Origin of the sequence: Sphingomonas bisphenolicum, from assembly GCF_024349785.1 — a bacterium.
Taxonomy (GTDB): Bacteria; Pseudomonadota; Alphaproteobacteria; order Sphingomonadales; family Sphingomonadaceae; genus Sphingobium; species Sphingobium bisphenolicum.
Genome location: NZ_AP018817.1, coordinates 381,513 through 396,222, shown reverse-complemented (window position 1 = coordinate 396,222; position 14,710 = coordinate 381,513). Strand labels below are relative to the sequence as shown.

Here is a 14,710-nt window from a genome sequence, read left to right as displayed (position 1 = left end):
TGAAATTCTAACCGCGCATTTACCATTGACCGTCTAAGCCGCTGTCCATGTTAGCCGCGCCCATCGCCATGCCCGATCCGTCCGTCGTCCCCGGTCTGCCCCTGGCGGAGCGGACGCCGGTCGTGCGCCTGGGCCAGCCGCTCAGCGAAGCGGTGGACTGGTTCCAGCGCGATTCGGCCCTGCGCCTGCTGCCGGTGCTGGATGCGCGCGATCGCCCCGTCGGCGCCATCTATGAGCGCGACATGCGCCGCATCCTGTTCAATCCCTTCGGCCATGCGCTGCTGCGCAATCCCAGTTTCGGCGGGCGGCTGGACGATCATGTCCGCCCCTGCGCCACGGTCGATCGCGCCGCCAGCGTGGAGGCGCTGGTCGATTTGTTCGCGGCGCAGGGTGCGGGCTGCGACGGGCTGATCGTCACCGACGCCGGCCTCTATGGCGGCGTGCTCGACGGCGGGCTGCTGCTGCGGCTGGCGGCCGAACGCGACGCGCGGGTGGCGCTGGCGCGGACCGCACGGGTCGAGCAGATCACCCAGGAAAGCGCGGCCTTCCGCCAGGATATCGCGACGATGATCGCCGACATGGCGGCAATGGCCGAGCGGCTGTCGGCGCTGGCGGGGCAGGCGGCGGAGCGGGCCGCGGGCGATGGGGCCGATTCGGCGGCGATGGCCGTCGCCGCCGCGCAGACGGCGGAGCGGCTGGCCGATGTGGCGTCGGGCGGCGCCGAACTGGGGCAGCTGTTCCGGGCGATGGAGGCCGAGGCGCAGGCGGCGGGCGCGGCGATATCGGAGGCGGCGGCGCGTAGCCGGTCCGGGGTCGAACGCAGCGCGGCGCTCCGGGTCGAGGCCGACGGCATCGGCGAGGTCATTGCCCTCATCGACAGCATCGCCCGCGCCACCGCCATGCTGGCGCTCAACGCGGGCATAGAGGCCGCGCGCGCAGGCGAAGCGGGGCAGGGCTTCGCCGTCGTCGCGCGCGAGGTGAAGTCGCTTGCCCAGCAGACCCGCGACGCCGCGGCCGGCATAGCCGGGCGGATCGACCATATCCGCACCGCCATCGGCGATGTGGCGGCCGGCCATGCGCATATGGACGCCACCATGGCCCGCGCCGACCGGCTGTCGGCGGCGGTGTTCGAGGCGGTGGCGCGGCAGAGTCTCTTCAGCCGGACCATGGCGGACAGCGTGGCGGAGGCGGGGTCGTCCAGCGCCCATATCCGCACCGGCGCGCGCCAGATCAGCGACAATGCCCAGGCCACCGTCCTGGCGGCGCGCGGAATGCGCGATGTCGCCGACGCCCTGGCCGACGAAGCGCATCGGCTGGAGCAGCGCGCGAGCGGCTTTATCGCGGCGATCCGCGCCGCCTGAACGATCCCTCTGGCGTCGGCGCGCGAAAAGGTTAGGCTGTTCTTCCAAAGACAGCCGCATTTTCAAGTCGACAATAAAGTCGGCGGCTCGGAAAATGCGGCCACAAAAAAGGAGAGGACGCCATGCTCGTGATGTTCGTCGGCACCGATCGCACCCAGACCGCGATCAACCCCGCGCAGGTCACCTTCGTTTCCTCGGTCAGCGACGGCACCCGCATCCGCTTCGGCGAAGGGCGCAGCGTGACCGTGACCGAACCGATCGATGCCGTGCTCGACAGCCTGAACCAGGCGCTACGTCCGCACGAATAGAGTTTCCCATCTCCGTTCGGTTCGAGCCTGTCGAAAAGCCTGCGCGAACCGAACGGACGTCACTCCGCCAGCTTCTTGCCCAGCGCGGACTCCGCCCGCTGCGCATAGGCGCGGCAGGCGCGGGGGTCGAGGAACGGGTTGGGCGTGCGAGTCTTGTGCAGCCGCGCCAGCCTGTCGGCCTGATCGTCGGCCGGGTGGGACGGGATCAGCAGGTCGCAGCGCATCGCCTTCACCCGCGCGAAGCTGGTGCGAAACGCGTCGACGAAAGGCCGGTGCGCCGGATCGGCGAAGCGCCAGCCATCGGGCGCGATCGGATTGAGGCTGGAACCGAAGACGATCGTCCGGCAATCCTTCCCCTCGCAACTTTTCCAGCTCCAGCTCATGCTGCCCAGCGTATGGCCCGGCGTGGCATGGGCGGTGACGGCGGTCTCGCCCAGCCGGATCACTTCCCCATCGTGCGCGCGCCGCACCTTCGCGACGCCGGGAAAGCGATCCAGCCAGGCCGCCTGCGGATCGTCGGGGTCGCCGCCGCCCGTCCGCAGCACCGCCGCGCCGGCCGCGCTGGCGATCACGGTCGCGCCGCTGTCCCGCGCCAGCCCGGCGATGCCGCCGGCATGGTCATAATGCGGCTCGGTGGAGAGGATCAGCTTCACCTGTTTGATCGACAGGCCGAGCTGGCGGAGATTCGCCGCAATCTCCGGCACCCCTTCCGGAACGCCGCCATCGATCAGGATCAGCCCCGCGCTGGTGCGGATCATCGCGACGTTCAAATCGCCGAACCCGACCAGATAGGTCGATCCGTAGAGCCGGGCGGGCGATTGCGGTTCCATCCACTTGGCATGATCGGGCGAGACCGGCGGCGATGCGCCGCCGCCGGGCTTGCCCGCACCCATGGTCGCGATCCCAGCCAGGCTAATAGCCAATGCCGCCGTTTTCCGCATGATCCTGCCTCCATTGCTTCGTGAAGGCGAAGCTGCCCTGTCGGGCGGCCGCCCGCAAAGCAGCATTTCTCGACAGAGCCATAAGCCAGGCTTATGGCTCTTGCCCCATGGACCGCGCCCAATTGCCCCTGAACGCCCTGCGCGCCTTCGAGGCGTCGGCGCGTCATCTCAATTTTACCAAAGCCGCCATCGAACTGTGCGTCAGCCAGGGTGCGGTCAGCCAGCAGGTGGCAGGGCTGGAGGCGCGACTGGGCGCGCCGCTATTCCGCCGCCTGCCCCGCGGCCTGATGCTGACCGACGAAGGCCGCGCGCTGCTGCCGGTCATGGGCGACGCGCTCGACCGGATCGGTGCGACGCTGGACCGGATCGAGGGCGGCCGCCCGCGCGAAATCCTCAATCTGGGCGTCGTCGGCACCTTCGCGGCCGGCTGGCTGCTGGATCGGCTGGCGGATTTCGAACGGGCCTGCCCCCATGTCGATCTGCGCATCATGACCAACAACAACCGCGTCGATCTGGCGGGGGAGGGGCTGGACCTCGCCATCCGCTTCGGCGACGGCGCCTGGCATGGCACCCATGCCGACCCGATCCTGCGCGCGCCGCTCGCCCCGCTCTGCACGCCCGAGGTCGCGGCGCGTCTGCCCGATCCGGCCGCGCTCGCGCGCGAAACCCTGCTGCGCTCCTACCGCGCCGACGAATGGCCGCGCTGGTTCGCGGCGGCCGGCTTCCTCTGCCCGCCGCTGCGCGGGCCGCTGTTCGACAGTTCGATCCTGATGGTGCAGGCGGCGCTGCGTGGCTTGGGCGTCGCCTTGGCCCCGCCCGCCCTGTTTCACGCCGATCTGCACGCGGGCCGCCTGGTCCAGCCCTTCGCCACGACGGTCGATCTGGGCGGCTACTGGCTTACCCGCCTGATGTCGCGCGCCGACAGTCCGGCGATGGCGGATTTCCGCACATGGCTCATTGCCGCTGCCGGGGGGGACAGGCGCACGGCAATCCAGAATACAGCCCGTTCACCCTCAGCCTGTTGAAGGGTTTTCTTCTTTCATGTCGCGAGGAGGGAAGAATGGGGCTTTGACAGGCTCAGCCCGAACGGACGGGGCTGGTTCCGGTCTGTTACATCCGTGCAATGTTGCCACGATCCGTGAATTATAATCACGAATAAGTGTATTGCGTTCCTCAGCTCACGAAAAGCGCAAAACCGCCACAACTGTCCAACTTGCTGTCTCGGTCATGCCGGATAGGCGATCGCCATCACCTCATATTCCTTCTCCCCCGCCGGCAGCAGCACGCGGCGCAGGTCGCCCACCGCCGCCCCGCGCAGCGCGCGCGACATGGGCGATCCCCAGCCGATCCGCCCCGCGTCCACATCCGTCTCGTCATTGCCGACGATGGTGACGGTGCGGTGATTGTCGTCCTCGTCCGCGATGGTGACGGTCGCGCCGAAATAGACCCGGCCCTTGTCGGGCTGCTGGCGGGCATCGACGACCTTGGCGTCCTTCATCTTCTTCGACAGGCGCTTGAGCTGAAAATCGATCTCGCGCATCCGTTTGCGGCCGTAGAGATAATCGCCATTCTCGCTGCGGTCGCCATTGCCCGCGGCCCAACTCACCACCTCGACGATGCGCGGCCGTTCGGTGCCCAGCAAATGGTCATATTCGGCGCGCAGCTTCGCGAAGCCTTCGGGGGAAATATAGTTGGGATAGGGGGTGGTCATGGCGTCACCCTACTGCCCATTCCCATCTTCGTCATCCCGCGCCTGACCCAGGATCCCGCTTTCTTCTCGACGTCGAAGAAGCGGGATGACGCAGCCTGTAAGACTACCCCTAACCCGGCGTCTGCTTGCCCAGATAGCGGCTCAGCACCGCATTGGTCCCCCGGAACTTCGCCCGCTCCGGGTTCATCGCCTCATAGACCACGGCATTTTCCAGCACGCGCTGCACATAGTTGCGCGTCTCGAAAATCGGGATCTGCTCGATCCAGCGCAGCATGTCCGCGCCCGGCATCCGTGGGTCGCCATTGGCGCGAACCCATTTGTTCACATTGCCCGGCCCGGCATTATAGGCCGCCACCGCCAGCGGGTAGCTGCCGCCATAATAGTCCAGCATCCGCTGGAAATAGGACGATCCGAGCATGATATTGTAGCTCGGCTCGTTGAGCGATCCAGGATTGTAGCTCATGCCGAGCTTGCCCGCCTGCTCGCGCGCGGTGCCGGGCATCAGCTGCATCAGGCCGCGCGCGCCGGCATGGCTGACGATCTGCTTGTCGAACTGGCTTTCCTGCCGGGCGATAGCATGGACCATGGTCCAGTTATATTGCGCTTCGGACGGCACCGGAACGCGCGGGAAGGCGCTCTGGCCATAACCGGTCAGCCCGCTCGACACGGCGCGGCGGCCGACCATCACGCCCATGTCCGGGCGGCCGATCTTCTGCGCCAGTTCGGCCGCCAGATAATGGTCGGTATCGCTGTCGGCATTGTTGGCGATGGCGCGGGCGAATTTGCTCTGGTCTTCCCAATAGCCCATCTGGCCCAGCGCCTGCACCGCGCGCACCACCGTCCGATTGTCGAACGCGGCGCGTTCGGCCTGGGAAATCGGCACCGGCCGCTCAACCGTGGCGGGGGCGGGGATCGGGCGGCCCAGCCGCTCCAGCGCCAGTTGCCCGTAAAACTGATCGGGATAGACGCCCGCCTGGGCAAAATAGCTGTTGGCGGTAGCCGCATCGCCGGACTGGAGCGCGGCGCGGCCGGCCCAATAATAGCCTTTCGACTTGGTCTGGGGCGACTTGGCCGCATCGGCATAGCGGCGGAACATCGTCACCGCGTCGGTCGGGCGGTTCAAATTGTAAAAGGCCGTGCTGCCCGCCAGCCAGGCCAGGCTGGTATAGTCGTCGCGCACGCCGATCGGCTGGGTGCTGATGTCGGTGCCCGGCGCGACTGCGTCGTCGATCTTGCTCGCGATGCCGTAGGCGAAGCTCCACTGGCTGTCATTGGATGCGGCGCGCGCCTGATCCAGCAGGATTTCGTAGAATTTCTCGGCGTTGCTGGGGCGGTAGGCGACGGCGCTGCGGTTCGCCAGATATTGCCGCGCCGCGACCCAGTTGCCGCTGTCGCGCAGCCAGATCGCCTTGTCGGCGACGAAACCCGCATCGCTCGCGCCCGTGGCCTCGGCCGCCTGCATCAGCATCGCCGCATCGGGCGCCTTGCGCCGGAAGGCGATACGCGCCTGGAATACCGGCCGCCGGGCGGGGCTGACATAGGCGATCATCCGCGCCGCGCCGTTGCTGTCATTGGCCCAGAGCAGCGCGTCGGCACGCTGGTCATGATCGGCCGGCGTCAGGCTGGAGCCGAACAGCGACAGCAGCCGCGCCTCGTCGGTGGGGCTGAGCGATCCGCCGATCCAGGCGTTGCAGGCGGCGATTCGCGCCTCGTCCATCCGGCCGAGCTGCATCAGCGCCACGGCGTTGCGGGCATGGCCGGTCGCGGTTCGCGCCGGGAAGCGCGCGAAGAATCCCGCTACCTGACTGGGATCGAAACTGTCGGGATTGATTCCCGTCTCCGCCAGCCGCCGCATCCGGTCCTCGCCCGGCCAGCCGGGATTGGCGACGATGAAGCTGGCATAGGTGGAAAAGCCGAGGGCGTCGCTCTGCTGCAAGGCGCGCCACTGGCTGATCGTGCCGGCGATGCTGCCGTCCTGCGCCACGCCGATCCGGCTTTGCGCCTGTTGCCAGGGGCTGGGGCCGTTATTCTGCGCAGGCAGCGGCTGGACGACCGGACCGCGCGCCGTGGGATATTCGGGCGGTACGGGCTGGACCATCTCGGTCTGGGCGCCGGCGCCGGCGGTCATGAGCAACAGGGCAATGATGGGCATGCGGATCAGATAACTTTCGACATGGGTGGTGGCGCGCATGCTGGACATTATCGCAATTGCATCCTTATCAGGCCCTGAATGACGCGCTATAGCGCGCGGCTCGATCGATCATGCCCCGGCTGCCCGGAGATTTGAAGGAGTTTAATCATGTTTTCGGGCTCGATTCCGGCTCTGGTGACCCCATTTCGCGATGGGCTGGTCGATGAGGCGGCGTTTCGCGCGCTGGTGGACTGGCAGATAGAGGAAGGTTCGAGCGCGCTCGTCCCCTGCGGCACCACCGGCGAAAGCGCGACGATGACGGTCGAGGAGCATAATCGCGTCATCGCCATCTGCGTCGATCAGGCCGCCGGCCGCGTCCCCGTGATCGCCGGCTGCGGCTCCAACGACACGCGAATCGCGCTCGAACATATGTATGCGGCGCAGGGTGCCGGCGCGAACGCCGCGCTGGTCGTCGCGCCCTATTATAACAAGCCCAATCAGGATGGCGTGTATCAGCATTTCGCCTATCTGGCCGAACGCTGCGACCTGCCGATCGTCCTGTACAATGTGCCCGGTCGCACCATCACCGACATCGGCGTGCCGGTAATGTATCGCCTGGCCGAGGAATATCAGTCGATCGTGGGGATCAAGGACGCCACCGGGAATCTGGGGCGGGTCACCGCCCAGCGGCTGGCTTGCGGTCCCGACTTCTGCCAGCTTTCGGGCAATGACGAAACGGCGCTGGGCTTCAACGCGATGGGCGGCAAGGGGTGCATCAGCGTCACCGCCAATGTCGCGCCGCGCCTGTGCGCCGATTTCCAGGCGGCCTGCGCGCGCCATGACTGGGATGGCGCCTTGGCGTTGCAGGATCGTCTCTATCCCCTGCACGATGCCCTGTTCAGCGATTCTTCACCCGGTCCGGTTAAATATGCGCTTACGCGCGTGCGCGCCGACATGCCCAGCGACGTCCGCCTGCCGATCACCTGGCCGTCGGAATCGAGCCGGGCCGCGGTCGATCGCGCGCTGGAAATCGCCGGGCTGGTGTAACGACGCGATCGACACCATATCCTGCCCATTCCGGGCGCAGGCATGGAATAGGAGAGGGGCGCGGGGCGTATAGTCGCCATCCCGGCCCGACACGAATGGAAGCATAGACAAGACCATGGCCCGCCCCCGTCCCGCAACCTTCGACAAGAAGAAGATCGTCGCCGAAAACCGGCGCGCACGCTTCGACTATTTCATCGAGGACGTATTCGAGGCCGGCATCGCCCTGCAAGGCACGGAGGTGAAGGCGTTGCGCGGGGGCGAGGGCAATATCGCCGAAAGCTATGCCGAGGTGAAGGGCAACCAGGTGTTTCTGGTGAACAGCAACATCCCCGAATATAGCCATGGCAACCGCGAGAATCACGAGCCCAAGCGGCCGCGCAAGCTGTTGCTGCACGAGCGCGAGATCGAGAAGATGCACAGCGCCGTGTCGCGCAAGGGCATGACTTTGGTGCCGCTGATGATCTATTTCAACAGCACCGGCCGCGCCAAGATCGAGCTGGCGCTGGCCAAGGGCAAGCAGAATCACGACAAACGCGAGACGATCAAGGACCGCGACTGGAAGCGCGACCAGCAGCGCATCATGCGGGACAAGGGCTGATGAGCCGCCTGACCCGCTGGTGGCACGCCAATTGCCCGACCCGCGAATCGCTTGAACAGAGCCGCGTCCTGGCTCCCGTCGCCCATCGCGTGCTGGAACCCTCGCTCTGGCGCTTCACCCGCCGGTCGGTGCCGCGCGGCGTGGCGCTGGGCCTGTTCGTTGGCATCTTCCTGCTGATCCCCGGCGTGCAGATCGCCGGCGCGGCGTTGCTGGCGCTGCCGTTCCGCGCCAATATCCCGGTCGCCGCCGCGATGACCTTCCTCTCCAATCCCGCCACCACGCCGCTCATCCTGATGGCGTCGGTCTGGCTGGGCAACTGGATGCTGGGGCGCAGCGCCGATGCGACCGGCTTCATGGCTTTGGTCGATGGCCATGCATCGGTGAGCCAATGGACCACATGGCTCCTGTCCGAAGCGGCGCCCGCGATGCTGCTCGGCCTCTTCCTGATCTCGCTCGCCAGCGCCGTCATCGGCTATGTCATCGCAGACTGGTTCTGGCGCCGCCGCATGGGGCGGAAATGGCAGGCGCGCAAATTGAGGATTGGCAAGGTCCATCAAAGCGGCGCATTGGAGAAGGCCGCCGGCGTCTGATCGGCGGAACATTCAGGTCCAGTTTCGTATCAGAGGTGTCGGGTTGAAAAGAGGTGAAGAGGCCTGGCTGATGCAGCCGCGCTCGCGCTTGGCGCTGCCGCTGCTGATCCTTGCCGCCCTGGCCTCCGCCGCGCTCGTCCTCTACGCGGTGGGCAGCTGGCCGCTCGCCGCCGGTTTCGCCGCGACGATCCTGACCGCAGCAGCGCTGCTGACCTGGTATCAGCATCTCTATCCGCCCCAAATCTCGGACCGGGAAGCCACGCCCGACTGGACCGTGGCCCGCGCCGCGGCCGACGCATCCAGCATGGCCATCGCCGTCACCGACCGGGCTGGGCGGCTGGTCTGCGCCAGCGATCTGTTCGGCGAATGGTTTCCCGGCTACCCGACCCCGCCCGCCGTCACTGCCGACGCGGCGCTCAACGATGCTCTCTCCGCGGCCGCCCGCGCCGCCTGGCGCGACGGCGAGGCCAGGCATGAGGGCGTGGCGCAGGGCGCGCTGCGCCTCGACGTCGATGTCGCCCGCACCGGCCGGTCGGAAGATTATCTGCTCTGGCGCTTCTCGCCGGTGCGCCAGCCCAGCGCGCTGGACGACGTCAATCGCTTCCTCACCGGGGAAGCGGGCCGCCAGCTCGGCGAAGCAGGCATCATGGCGGTGCTGATCGGCGGGGAGGGGCGCATCCGCGCCGCCAATGGCGCCTTCCTGCTGCGCGCCGCCGGGCGGATCGACGCCAATATCGGCGGCCGCGACTTCGCCGCCCATATGCGGGTGGATGACAAGGGGCGACTGTTTCTGGCGCGCGAGGAGCAGGGCGGCCTGCCGCTGCGCCTGCTCCAGGTACCCTTGAAGCGCGCCGCCCAGCCCAACGGATCGCAGGCGTCGATGCAGGACGGGCCGATGCTGCTGCTGCTGCTGATCGACGAACCGGCGGGCGGTGGCGGCACCTCCGCGCTCTCCTATATCGAAACCCTGCTGTCGCTGCTGCCCTTCGGCCTCGCCATGGCCGACCGGGACGGGCGCGTCCTGTTCGTCAACAACGCCTTCGCGCGGGTCGCGGGCCTCAAGTCCGGCGACAAGCCCAGCTATCCCGGCGACCTCGTCGTGCGGGAGGATCAGGCGGCGGTCGCCGACGCGGTGCGCCGCTTCGCCGTCGGCCCGCAAATGTCGGGCGACATCGCGGTGCGGATGCGCGACACGCCCGACGATCCGATCGCGCTCAGCCTGGCCGGCGTGCGCGGCCTGGGCGAAGCGGCGGTGCTGCTCAGCCTCAAGGACAATAGCGAGGAATCCAAGCTCAAGCGCCAGGTCGCGCAGGCGACCAAGATGCAGGCGATCGGCCAGCTCGCCGGCGGCGTCGCGCATGATTTCAACAATATCCTGACCGCGATCATCGGCCATTGCGACCTGATGCTGATGCGCCATACGCCGGGCGACAGCGATTATGACGATATCCAGCAGGTGAAGTCGAACAGCAATCGCGCCGCGGGCCTGACCCGCCAGCTGCTCGCCTTCTCGCGCCAACAGACCTTGCGCCCGCAGATATTGCAACTCCCCGACATCGTCGCCGACGTCTCCAATCTGCTGAAGCGCCTGCTCGGCGAAAATGTGAAGCTGGACGTGACCCACGGCCGCAATCTGGGCGCGATCCGCGCAGATCCGGGCCAGTTGGAACAGGTGATCGTCAATCTGGCGGTCAACGCCCGCGACGCCATGCCCGAAGGCGGCACCGTCAATATCCAGACCTATGCCGTCCCCGCGATCAAGGTGCGCGAAATGCGCCAGCAGATTTTGCCGGTGGGCGACTATACCGCGCTGCGCGTGTCGGACACCGGGCTCGGCATCCCGCCGGACATCCTCGCGAAGATTTTCGAACCCTTTTTCACCACCAAGGAACTGGGCAAGGGCACGGGCCTTGGCCTCTCCACCGTCTACGGCATCGTCAAACAGTCGGGCGGCTATATCTTCGCCGAATCCGAACTGGGCCGCGGCGCGAGCTTCGTCATCTACCTGCCGGTCTATGCCGGCGCCGACGCCGAACAGCCGGCCCCGGTGAAGGCGCCCGCGCCGCGGCCCGAAACCTGGGGCACCGGCACCGTGCTGCTGGTGGAGGATGAGGATATGGTCCGCGCCGTCGCCGAACGGGCGCTGACGCGGCAGGGCTATAAGGTGCTGACCGCCAATGACGGCGAACAGGGTCTGGAGGTGCTGGGCGGCCCGGAGAAGATCGACCTCCTCATCTCCGACGTCGTCATGCCCAATATGGATGGCCCCGCTATGGTCGCCCAGGCCCGCCGCGCCTATCCCGACCTGCCGGTGCTGTTCATGTCGGGCTATGCCGAGGAACAGCTGCGCAAATCGATCGACATCGCCCATGTCGCCTTCCTGCCCAAGCCCTTCTCGGTCAGCCAGCTGGCGGAGGCCGCGCGCGACGCGCTGGCGATGCGGCCGACGGCCAAGTGATCGAGGGACTGACGACGCGACCTCTGGATCAGTCGCCGGAAACGTCGCCGTCATCGTCCTTCCGCTTCGCAGCCACGCGGCGCGATCGTGTTGCCTGGATCAGCTTTTCGATCTCGAACAATAAAGCCCGGCCCTCATCGGTCTTTCCGTTGTCATCGTTGGGGTCGTCGGCGAACAGGGTCTTCGCCCGCGCGGCGAGTGCGATCAGTTGGGCATAGCGGTCGTCGCCGAGTTTCTTGCGCACTTTCCCGAACCCCTCGGTCAGCGCATGAAATTCGGTGTCGATGTTTTGATCGTGGAAAACCCCGGTTGCGTCGATAAAGGTGGGGGCACCTAAGATCATAGATCCCAGCATATCATAAATTTCGCTAAGTGAATCTGGAATATAGGGATTGGTTTTACGATAAGAGCTAACAAAATATTCAATCATTTTTTGTCTCCGATCGTGTTATAACATAGCTACTATTTAATCCGACCTGACGAGGGCGAATGATAATAACATGACTGGGCTTGAAATCTGTATTGAAAAAACCTCTTACTTGTGCATTTTTCAAGGTTTTTTGCGTTAAAGTCACATCATAGGCAATGTCTCCGATGCGTGCATCCGGCAACCGGAAGGTCAGTTCGCTTCCTGAAGTGTCATTTTCTCTTCTATTTACGCGTACGGGCCCTTTTCCGGCCGATTCAATACCATACCGACTGAACTGCTTGCGCAGATCGAACCGTACTCTTCGATCAATGAAATTGCCGAGAGCTTCCCGTTCTGACAGTCGAATGGTTAATTTACCAGCGCGTAGCAACTTGATGCCATCTGCATAAGCCCTATCGACTCGTTGCTGTATGAATCGCAAAATCTCTACTTGCAGCGGCCTCACTTCTTGTCTCATGCGCAGAAAGGCTACGGCCCGATCAAAGCGGAGTGTGTTCAACTGGTTGATCTGGCCTTCCAAGGTCTGCGGGAAACCCAGGCTATCGAAACGATATTCAGGATCGAGAGCCCGGACCTGATTGATCAACTGATTTGACCAGTCCCGCGTCATTTGGGCGGTCAATTCTTGTGCTGGGCCGGTGATATCGAGAAGAGTGTCAGCCAACGCTATGATTGCGCCTCCCGGCCGACCCTCAAGATTGGGAACCGCCTGCTGCAACGTCATGGGATCGTGGAAGGCGCTGGCATTGCTGCCGCGTGAGGCTCTGGGAGCGCGAGATGCTGCTATTATGGAAGCGCTATGCTCGCCCGGCCGATACAGGGCATCCTGCAATGTCGCCTGACGTCCGGCCGCATTGCTGACCGTCAAGCCTTTCCCCGTCGATGCAGTATTCGTCAATGCTGGACGCGCGTTTCGCAGGGCGTGTTGCCGTCCATGCGAGACGATCACCCTATTGAGCGAACGTGGCCCGCCCGGTGCGAAGGTAAATTGTCCGTTCCGTGGATCGTGATAGGGGTTGAACTTCAGTTCAACGTCATCGCGCTGTGCAGCAATCGGCCAGCGGCCAGTTCGCAACCAGGTGGAAAATCCGAGCCGATAGGTCTCCGATTCCATCTCCATTGTCTCACCCCGAGTTGTTATCGCGGTGAGAACATATCAGCAACATTTTCCAACAAGTCAAGCATGACCGGCTTTGTCGATGGAGCGACGATTTTGGAAGCCATTTGCATAGCGCCGGACATTGGGCGGCTCTGGGTGAAAAGCACAATCTCGGTCAAGGTGAATATGCTGGGCAAGTCGGCGGTGATCGGTTAGCGAGTCGGCTGGATTAGCGAGGATCGCACAGCATGTCGGACGCCAAAAGCATATTGATCGTCGAGGATGAAGCGATGATCGGCATGATGTTGGAGGATTATCTCGACGCTTTGGGTTACCGGCTCCACGCCGTGGCGGCATCGGTCGACGAAGCCTGCGCCCATGCGCGCGAGGGCGGGTTCGACGCGGCGCTGGTCGACTGCAATCTCCAGGGCGAAAAAAGCTGGCCCGTGGCCGATATCCTGGCCGAACGGGGCGTGCCTTTCATCTTCGCGACCGGCGGCATGGCCGACGACCTGCCATCGGGCCATGCCGATCGGCCGACGCTCGCCAAGCCCTTCACCATCGGCGCGGTCGAGCGCGCCCTGGGCAAGATATTGGCCGAGTGAAGGCCTTTCGAGAGCGGGATAGGAAATTTCCGTTCCCCTCTTGTTCTTGAAGAACAAACGGGATACATCATCGTCCAGCGCACGGAACCTTTGCGTTCCGCTTGACAGAGGACTGGCCGATGACCGCAATGCTCTCCCTCATCGATTCCAAGAAGAACGGGACAATGGACAGACAGAAAGCATTGGACGCGGCGCTCGCGCAGATCGACCGCGCCTTCGGCAAGGGCTCGGCTATGAAGCTGGGCAGCCGCGAGAAGCTGGAGATCGAGGCGATTTCGACCGGCTCGCTCGGCCTCGACATCGCGCTCGGTATCGGCGGCCTGCCCAAGGGGCGCATCATCGAGATTTACGGCCCGGAAAGCTCGGGCAAGACCACGCTGGCGCTCCACGCCATCGCCGAAGCGCAGAAGGCGGGCGGCACCGCGGCCTTTGTGGATGCGGAACATGCGCTCGATCCGGGCTATGCCAAGAAACTGGGCGTCGATATCGACGAACTGATCGTGTCGCAGCCGGATACCGGCGAACAGGCGCTGGAAATCGTCGATACGCTGGTGCGCTCCAATGCGATCGACATATTGGTGATCGACTCCGTCGCGGCGCTGGTTCCCCGTGCGGAAATCGAGGGCGAGATGGGCGACAGCCATGTCGGCCTGCAGGCGCGCCTCATGTCCCAGGCGCTGCGCAAGCTCACCGGCTCGATCTCGCGGTCCAAATGCATGGTGATCTTCATCAACCAGGTGCGCATGAAGATCGGCGTGATGTACGGTAACCCGGAAACCACGACCGGCGGCAATGCGCTCAAATTCTATGCGTCGGTCCGCCTCGACATCCGTCGCACCGGCCAGATCAAGGATCGCGACGATATCGTCGGCAACGCGACCCGCGTGAAGGTGGTCAAGAACAAGGTCGCCCCGCCCTTCAAGCAGGTCGAATTCGACATCATGTATGGCGAAGGCATCTCGAAGATCGGCGAAATTCTCGACCTCGGCGTCAAGGCCGGGATCGTCGAGAAGTCGGGCGCCTGGTTTTCCTACGACTCGATCCGCATCGGTCAGGGACGTGAAAATTCCAAGACTTTTCTCAAGGAACATCCCGAACTGGCGGACAAGCTGGAAAAGGCGATCCGCGGGAAGACCGAAGAAGTCGCAGAAAAGATGATCACCGGACCCGATGCGGAGGATGATGGCGAATAAGCCCTGAAACAGCCCCCGGCCGGATCAGCCGGGGGGCGGTTCATCGGCTCTCGCCCGCCTTGCGCATCACGCTCTGAAAAGGCCCGTCGCGTCCCCGCGCGACGGGCCTTTTACCGTGTACCGAACGTAGGAAGGGCGGGCGCCGACTTTCCGACAGGATCGGGGTAGCGTAGCGAAAGAACAGGATAAGCGGGAAATATGCGTAGTTGAGCCGGCAAAACGCCCGCGATCGTCCGCC

The 14,710-nt window shown here is 64.9% G+C and carries 15 protein-coding genes; 10 read left to right on the top strand and 5 right to left on the bottom strand.

Annotated elements, in window-relative coordinates:
* Window positions 1–47 precede the first annotated feature (47 nt).
* On the top strand, window positions 48–1,361 hold the full coding sequence (locus SBA_RS01895) for a methyl-accepting chemotaxis protein (protein ID WP_261935705.1): 1,314 nt from the start codon (window positions 48–50) through the stop codon (window positions 1,359–1,361).
* A 122-nt stretch (window positions 1,362–1,483) separates the two neighbouring features.
* Window positions 1,484–1,669 (top strand): hypothetical protein, encoded by a 186-nt coding sequence (locus SBA_RS01890; RefSeq protein ID WP_224550343.1) that lies wholly within the window; start codon window positions 1,484–1,486, stop codon window positions 1,667–1,669.
* Window positions 1,670–1,728: 59 nt separating this feature from the next.
* Here SBA_RS01890 and bla read toward each other — a convergent pair whose 3' ends face one another.
* Window positions 1,729–2,562 (bottom strand): subclass B3 metallo-beta-lactamase, encoded by an 834-nt coding sequence (bla, locus tag SBA_RS01885; protein ID WP_390902427.1) that lies wholly within the window; start codon window positions 2,560–2,562, stop codon window positions 1,729–1,731.
* 155 nt (window positions 2,563–2,717) lie between these two features.
* Between bla and SBA_RS01880 the strand changes: the two genes are divergently transcribed.
* Entirely contained in the window at window positions 2,718–3,635 is a 918-nt protein-coding gene (locus tag SBA_RS01880; protein ID WP_261935703.1) for a LysR family transcriptional regulator, read from the top strand.
* A 200-nt stretch (window positions 3,636–3,835) separates the two neighbouring features.
* Here the strand turns inward: SBA_RS01880 and greB are convergent, their stop codons facing one another.
* Both greB and SBA_RS01870 read right to left on the bottom strand, forming a co-directional pair.
* Window positions 3,836–4,321, bottom strand: a complete 486-nt coding sequence (gene greB, locus SBA_RS01875) for a transcription elongation factor GreB (protein ID WP_261935702.1) — start codon at window positions 4,319–4,321, stop codon at window positions 3,836–3,838.
* A gap of 109 nt (window positions 4,322–4,430) precedes the next feature.
* A complete protein-coding gene (locus SBA_RS01870) occupies window positions 4,431–6,473 on the bottom strand; it encodes a lytic transglycosylase domain-containing protein (protein ID WP_390902426.1) in 2,043 nt (680 codons plus the stop codon).
* A 147-nt stretch (window positions 6,474–6,620) separates the two neighbouring features.
* On the opposite strand from SBA_RS01870, the gene dapA reads away from it, so the two are divergent.
* The 4 genes from dapA to SBA_RS01850 all read left to right on the top strand — a co-directional run bounded on the left by dapA (window position 6,621) and on the right by SBA_RS01850 (window position 11,145).
* Window positions 6,621–7,499 carry a 4-hydroxy-tetrahydrodipicolinate synthase gene (dapA, locus tag SBA_RS01865; protein ID WP_224550338.1) on the top strand — a complete coding sequence of 293 codons (879 nt, stop codon included), beginning with the start codon at window positions 6,621–6,623 and terminating at the stop codon, window positions 7,497–7,499.
* Between the two features lie 115 nt (window positions 7,500–7,614).
* Window positions 7,615–8,097 carry an SsrA-binding protein SmpB gene (gene smpB / locus SBA_RS01860; RefSeq protein WP_066599515.1) on the top strand — a complete coding sequence of 161 codons (483 nt, stop codon included), beginning with the start codon at window positions 7,615–7,617 and terminating at the stop codon, window positions 8,095–8,097.
* Window positions 8,094–8,687, top strand: a complete 594-nt coding sequence (locus SBA_RS01855) for a DUF2062 domain-containing protein (protein WP_224550411.1) — start codon at window positions 8,094–8,096, stop codon at window positions 8,685–8,687. Before smpB ends, SBA_RS01855 begins: the two co-directional genes overlap by 4 nt.
* 70 nt (window positions 8,688–8,757) lie before the next feature.
* Complete coding sequence (locus SBA_RS01850) at window positions 8,758–11,145, top strand: hybrid sensor histidine kinase/response regulator (RefSeq protein ID WP_261935700.1); 2,388 nt, start codon at window positions 8,758–8,760, stop codon at window positions 11,143–11,145.
* 28 nt (window positions 11,146–11,173) lie between these two features.
* Here the strand turns inward: SBA_RS01850 and SBA_RS01845 are convergent, their stop codons facing one another.
* Together SBA_RS01845 and SBA_RS01840 are read right to left on the bottom strand one after the other, a co-directional pair.
* Window positions 11,174–11,575 (bottom strand): hypothetical protein, encoded by a 402-nt coding sequence (locus SBA_RS01845; protein WP_261935699.1) that lies wholly within the window; start codon window positions 11,573–11,575, stop codon window positions 11,174–11,176.
* On the bottom strand, window positions 11,568–12,689 hold the full coding sequence (locus tag SBA_RS01840; protein ID WP_261935698.1) for a hypothetical protein: 1,122 nt from the start codon (window positions 12,687–12,689) through the stop codon (window positions 11,568–11,570). The genes SBA_RS01845 and SBA_RS01840 overlap by 8 nt, the downstream gene beginning before the upstream one ends.
* Window positions 12,690–12,758: 69 nt before the next feature.
* On the opposite strand from SBA_RS01840, the gene SBA_RS01835 reads away from it, so the two are divergent.
* The 3 genes from SBA_RS01835 (at window position 12,759) to recA (ending at window position 14,472) form a co-directional block, all read left to right on the top strand.
* A complete protein-coding gene (locus SBA_RS01835; protein ID WP_261935697.1) occupies window positions 12,759–12,890 on the top strand; it encodes a hypothetical protein in 132 nt (43 codons plus the stop codon).
* A 32-nt stretch (window positions 12,891–12,922) separates the two neighbouring features.
* Window positions 12,923–13,279, top strand: a complete 357-nt coding sequence (locus tag SBA_RS01830; RefSeq protein WP_224547782.1) for a response regulator — start codon at window positions 12,923–12,925, stop codon at window positions 13,277–13,279.
* A 119-nt stretch (window positions 13,280–13,398) separates the two neighbouring features.
* A complete protein-coding gene (gene recA, locus SBA_RS01825; protein WP_088182345.1) occupies window positions 13,399–14,472 on the top strand; it encodes a recombinase RecA in 1,074 nt (357 codons plus the stop codon).
* Window positions 14,473–14,710 lie beyond the last annotated feature (238 nt).

Coding starts and splice junctions, on each gene's coding strand:
- recA (WP_088182345.1), top strand. CDS start 13,399: ATGACCGCAATGCTCTCCCTCATCGATTCCAAGAAGAACGGGACAATG.
- SBA_RS01845 (WP_261935699.1), bottom strand. CDS start 11,575: ATGATTGAATATTTTGTTAGCTCTTATCGTAAAACCAATCCCTATATT.
- SBA_RS01870 (WP_390902426.1), bottom strand. CDS start 6,473: ATGCCCATCATTGCCCTGTTGCTCATGACCGCCGGCGCCGGCGCCCAG.
- dapA (WP_224550338.1), top strand. CDS start 6,621: ATGTTTTCGGGCTCGATTCCGGCTCTGGTGACCCCATTTCGCGATGGG.
- SBA_RS01880 (WP_261935703.1), top strand. CDS start 2,718: ATGGACCGCGCCCAATTGCCCCTGAACGCCCTGCGCGCCTTCGAGGCG.
- SBA_RS01850 (WP_261935700.1), top strand. CDS start 8,758: ATGCAGCCGCGCTCGCGCTTGGCGCTGCCGCTGCTGATCCTTGCCGCC.
- SBA_RS01835 (WP_261935697.1), top strand. CDS start 12,759: ATGACCGGCTTTGTCGATGGAGCGACGATTTTGGAAGCCATTTGCATA.
- SBA_RS01895 (WP_261935705.1), top strand. CDS start 48: ATGTTAGCCGCGCCCATCGCCATGCCCGATCCGTCCGTCGTCCCCGGT.
- bla (WP_390902427.1), bottom strand. CDS start 2,562: ATGGGTGCGGGCAAGCCCGGCGGCGGCGCATCGCCGCCGGTCTCGCCC.
- greB (WP_261935702.1), bottom strand. CDS start 4,321: ATGACCACCCCCTATCCCAACTATATTTCCCCCGAAGGCTTCGCGAAG.
- SBA_RS01890 (WP_224550343.1), top strand. CDS start 1,484: ATGCTCGTGATGTTCGTCGGCACCGATCGCACCCAGACCGCGATCAAC.
- SBA_RS01830 (WP_224547782.1), top strand. CDS start 12,923: ATGTCGGACGCCAAAAGCATATTGATCGTCGAGGATGAAGCGATGATC.
- SBA_RS01840 (WP_261935698.1), bottom strand. CDS start 12,689: ATGGAATCGGAGACCTATCGGCTCGGATTTTCCACCTGGTTGCGAACT.
- smpB (WP_066599515.1), top strand. CDS start 7,615: ATGGCCCGCCCCCGTCCCGCAACCTTCGACAAGAAGAAGATCGTCGCC.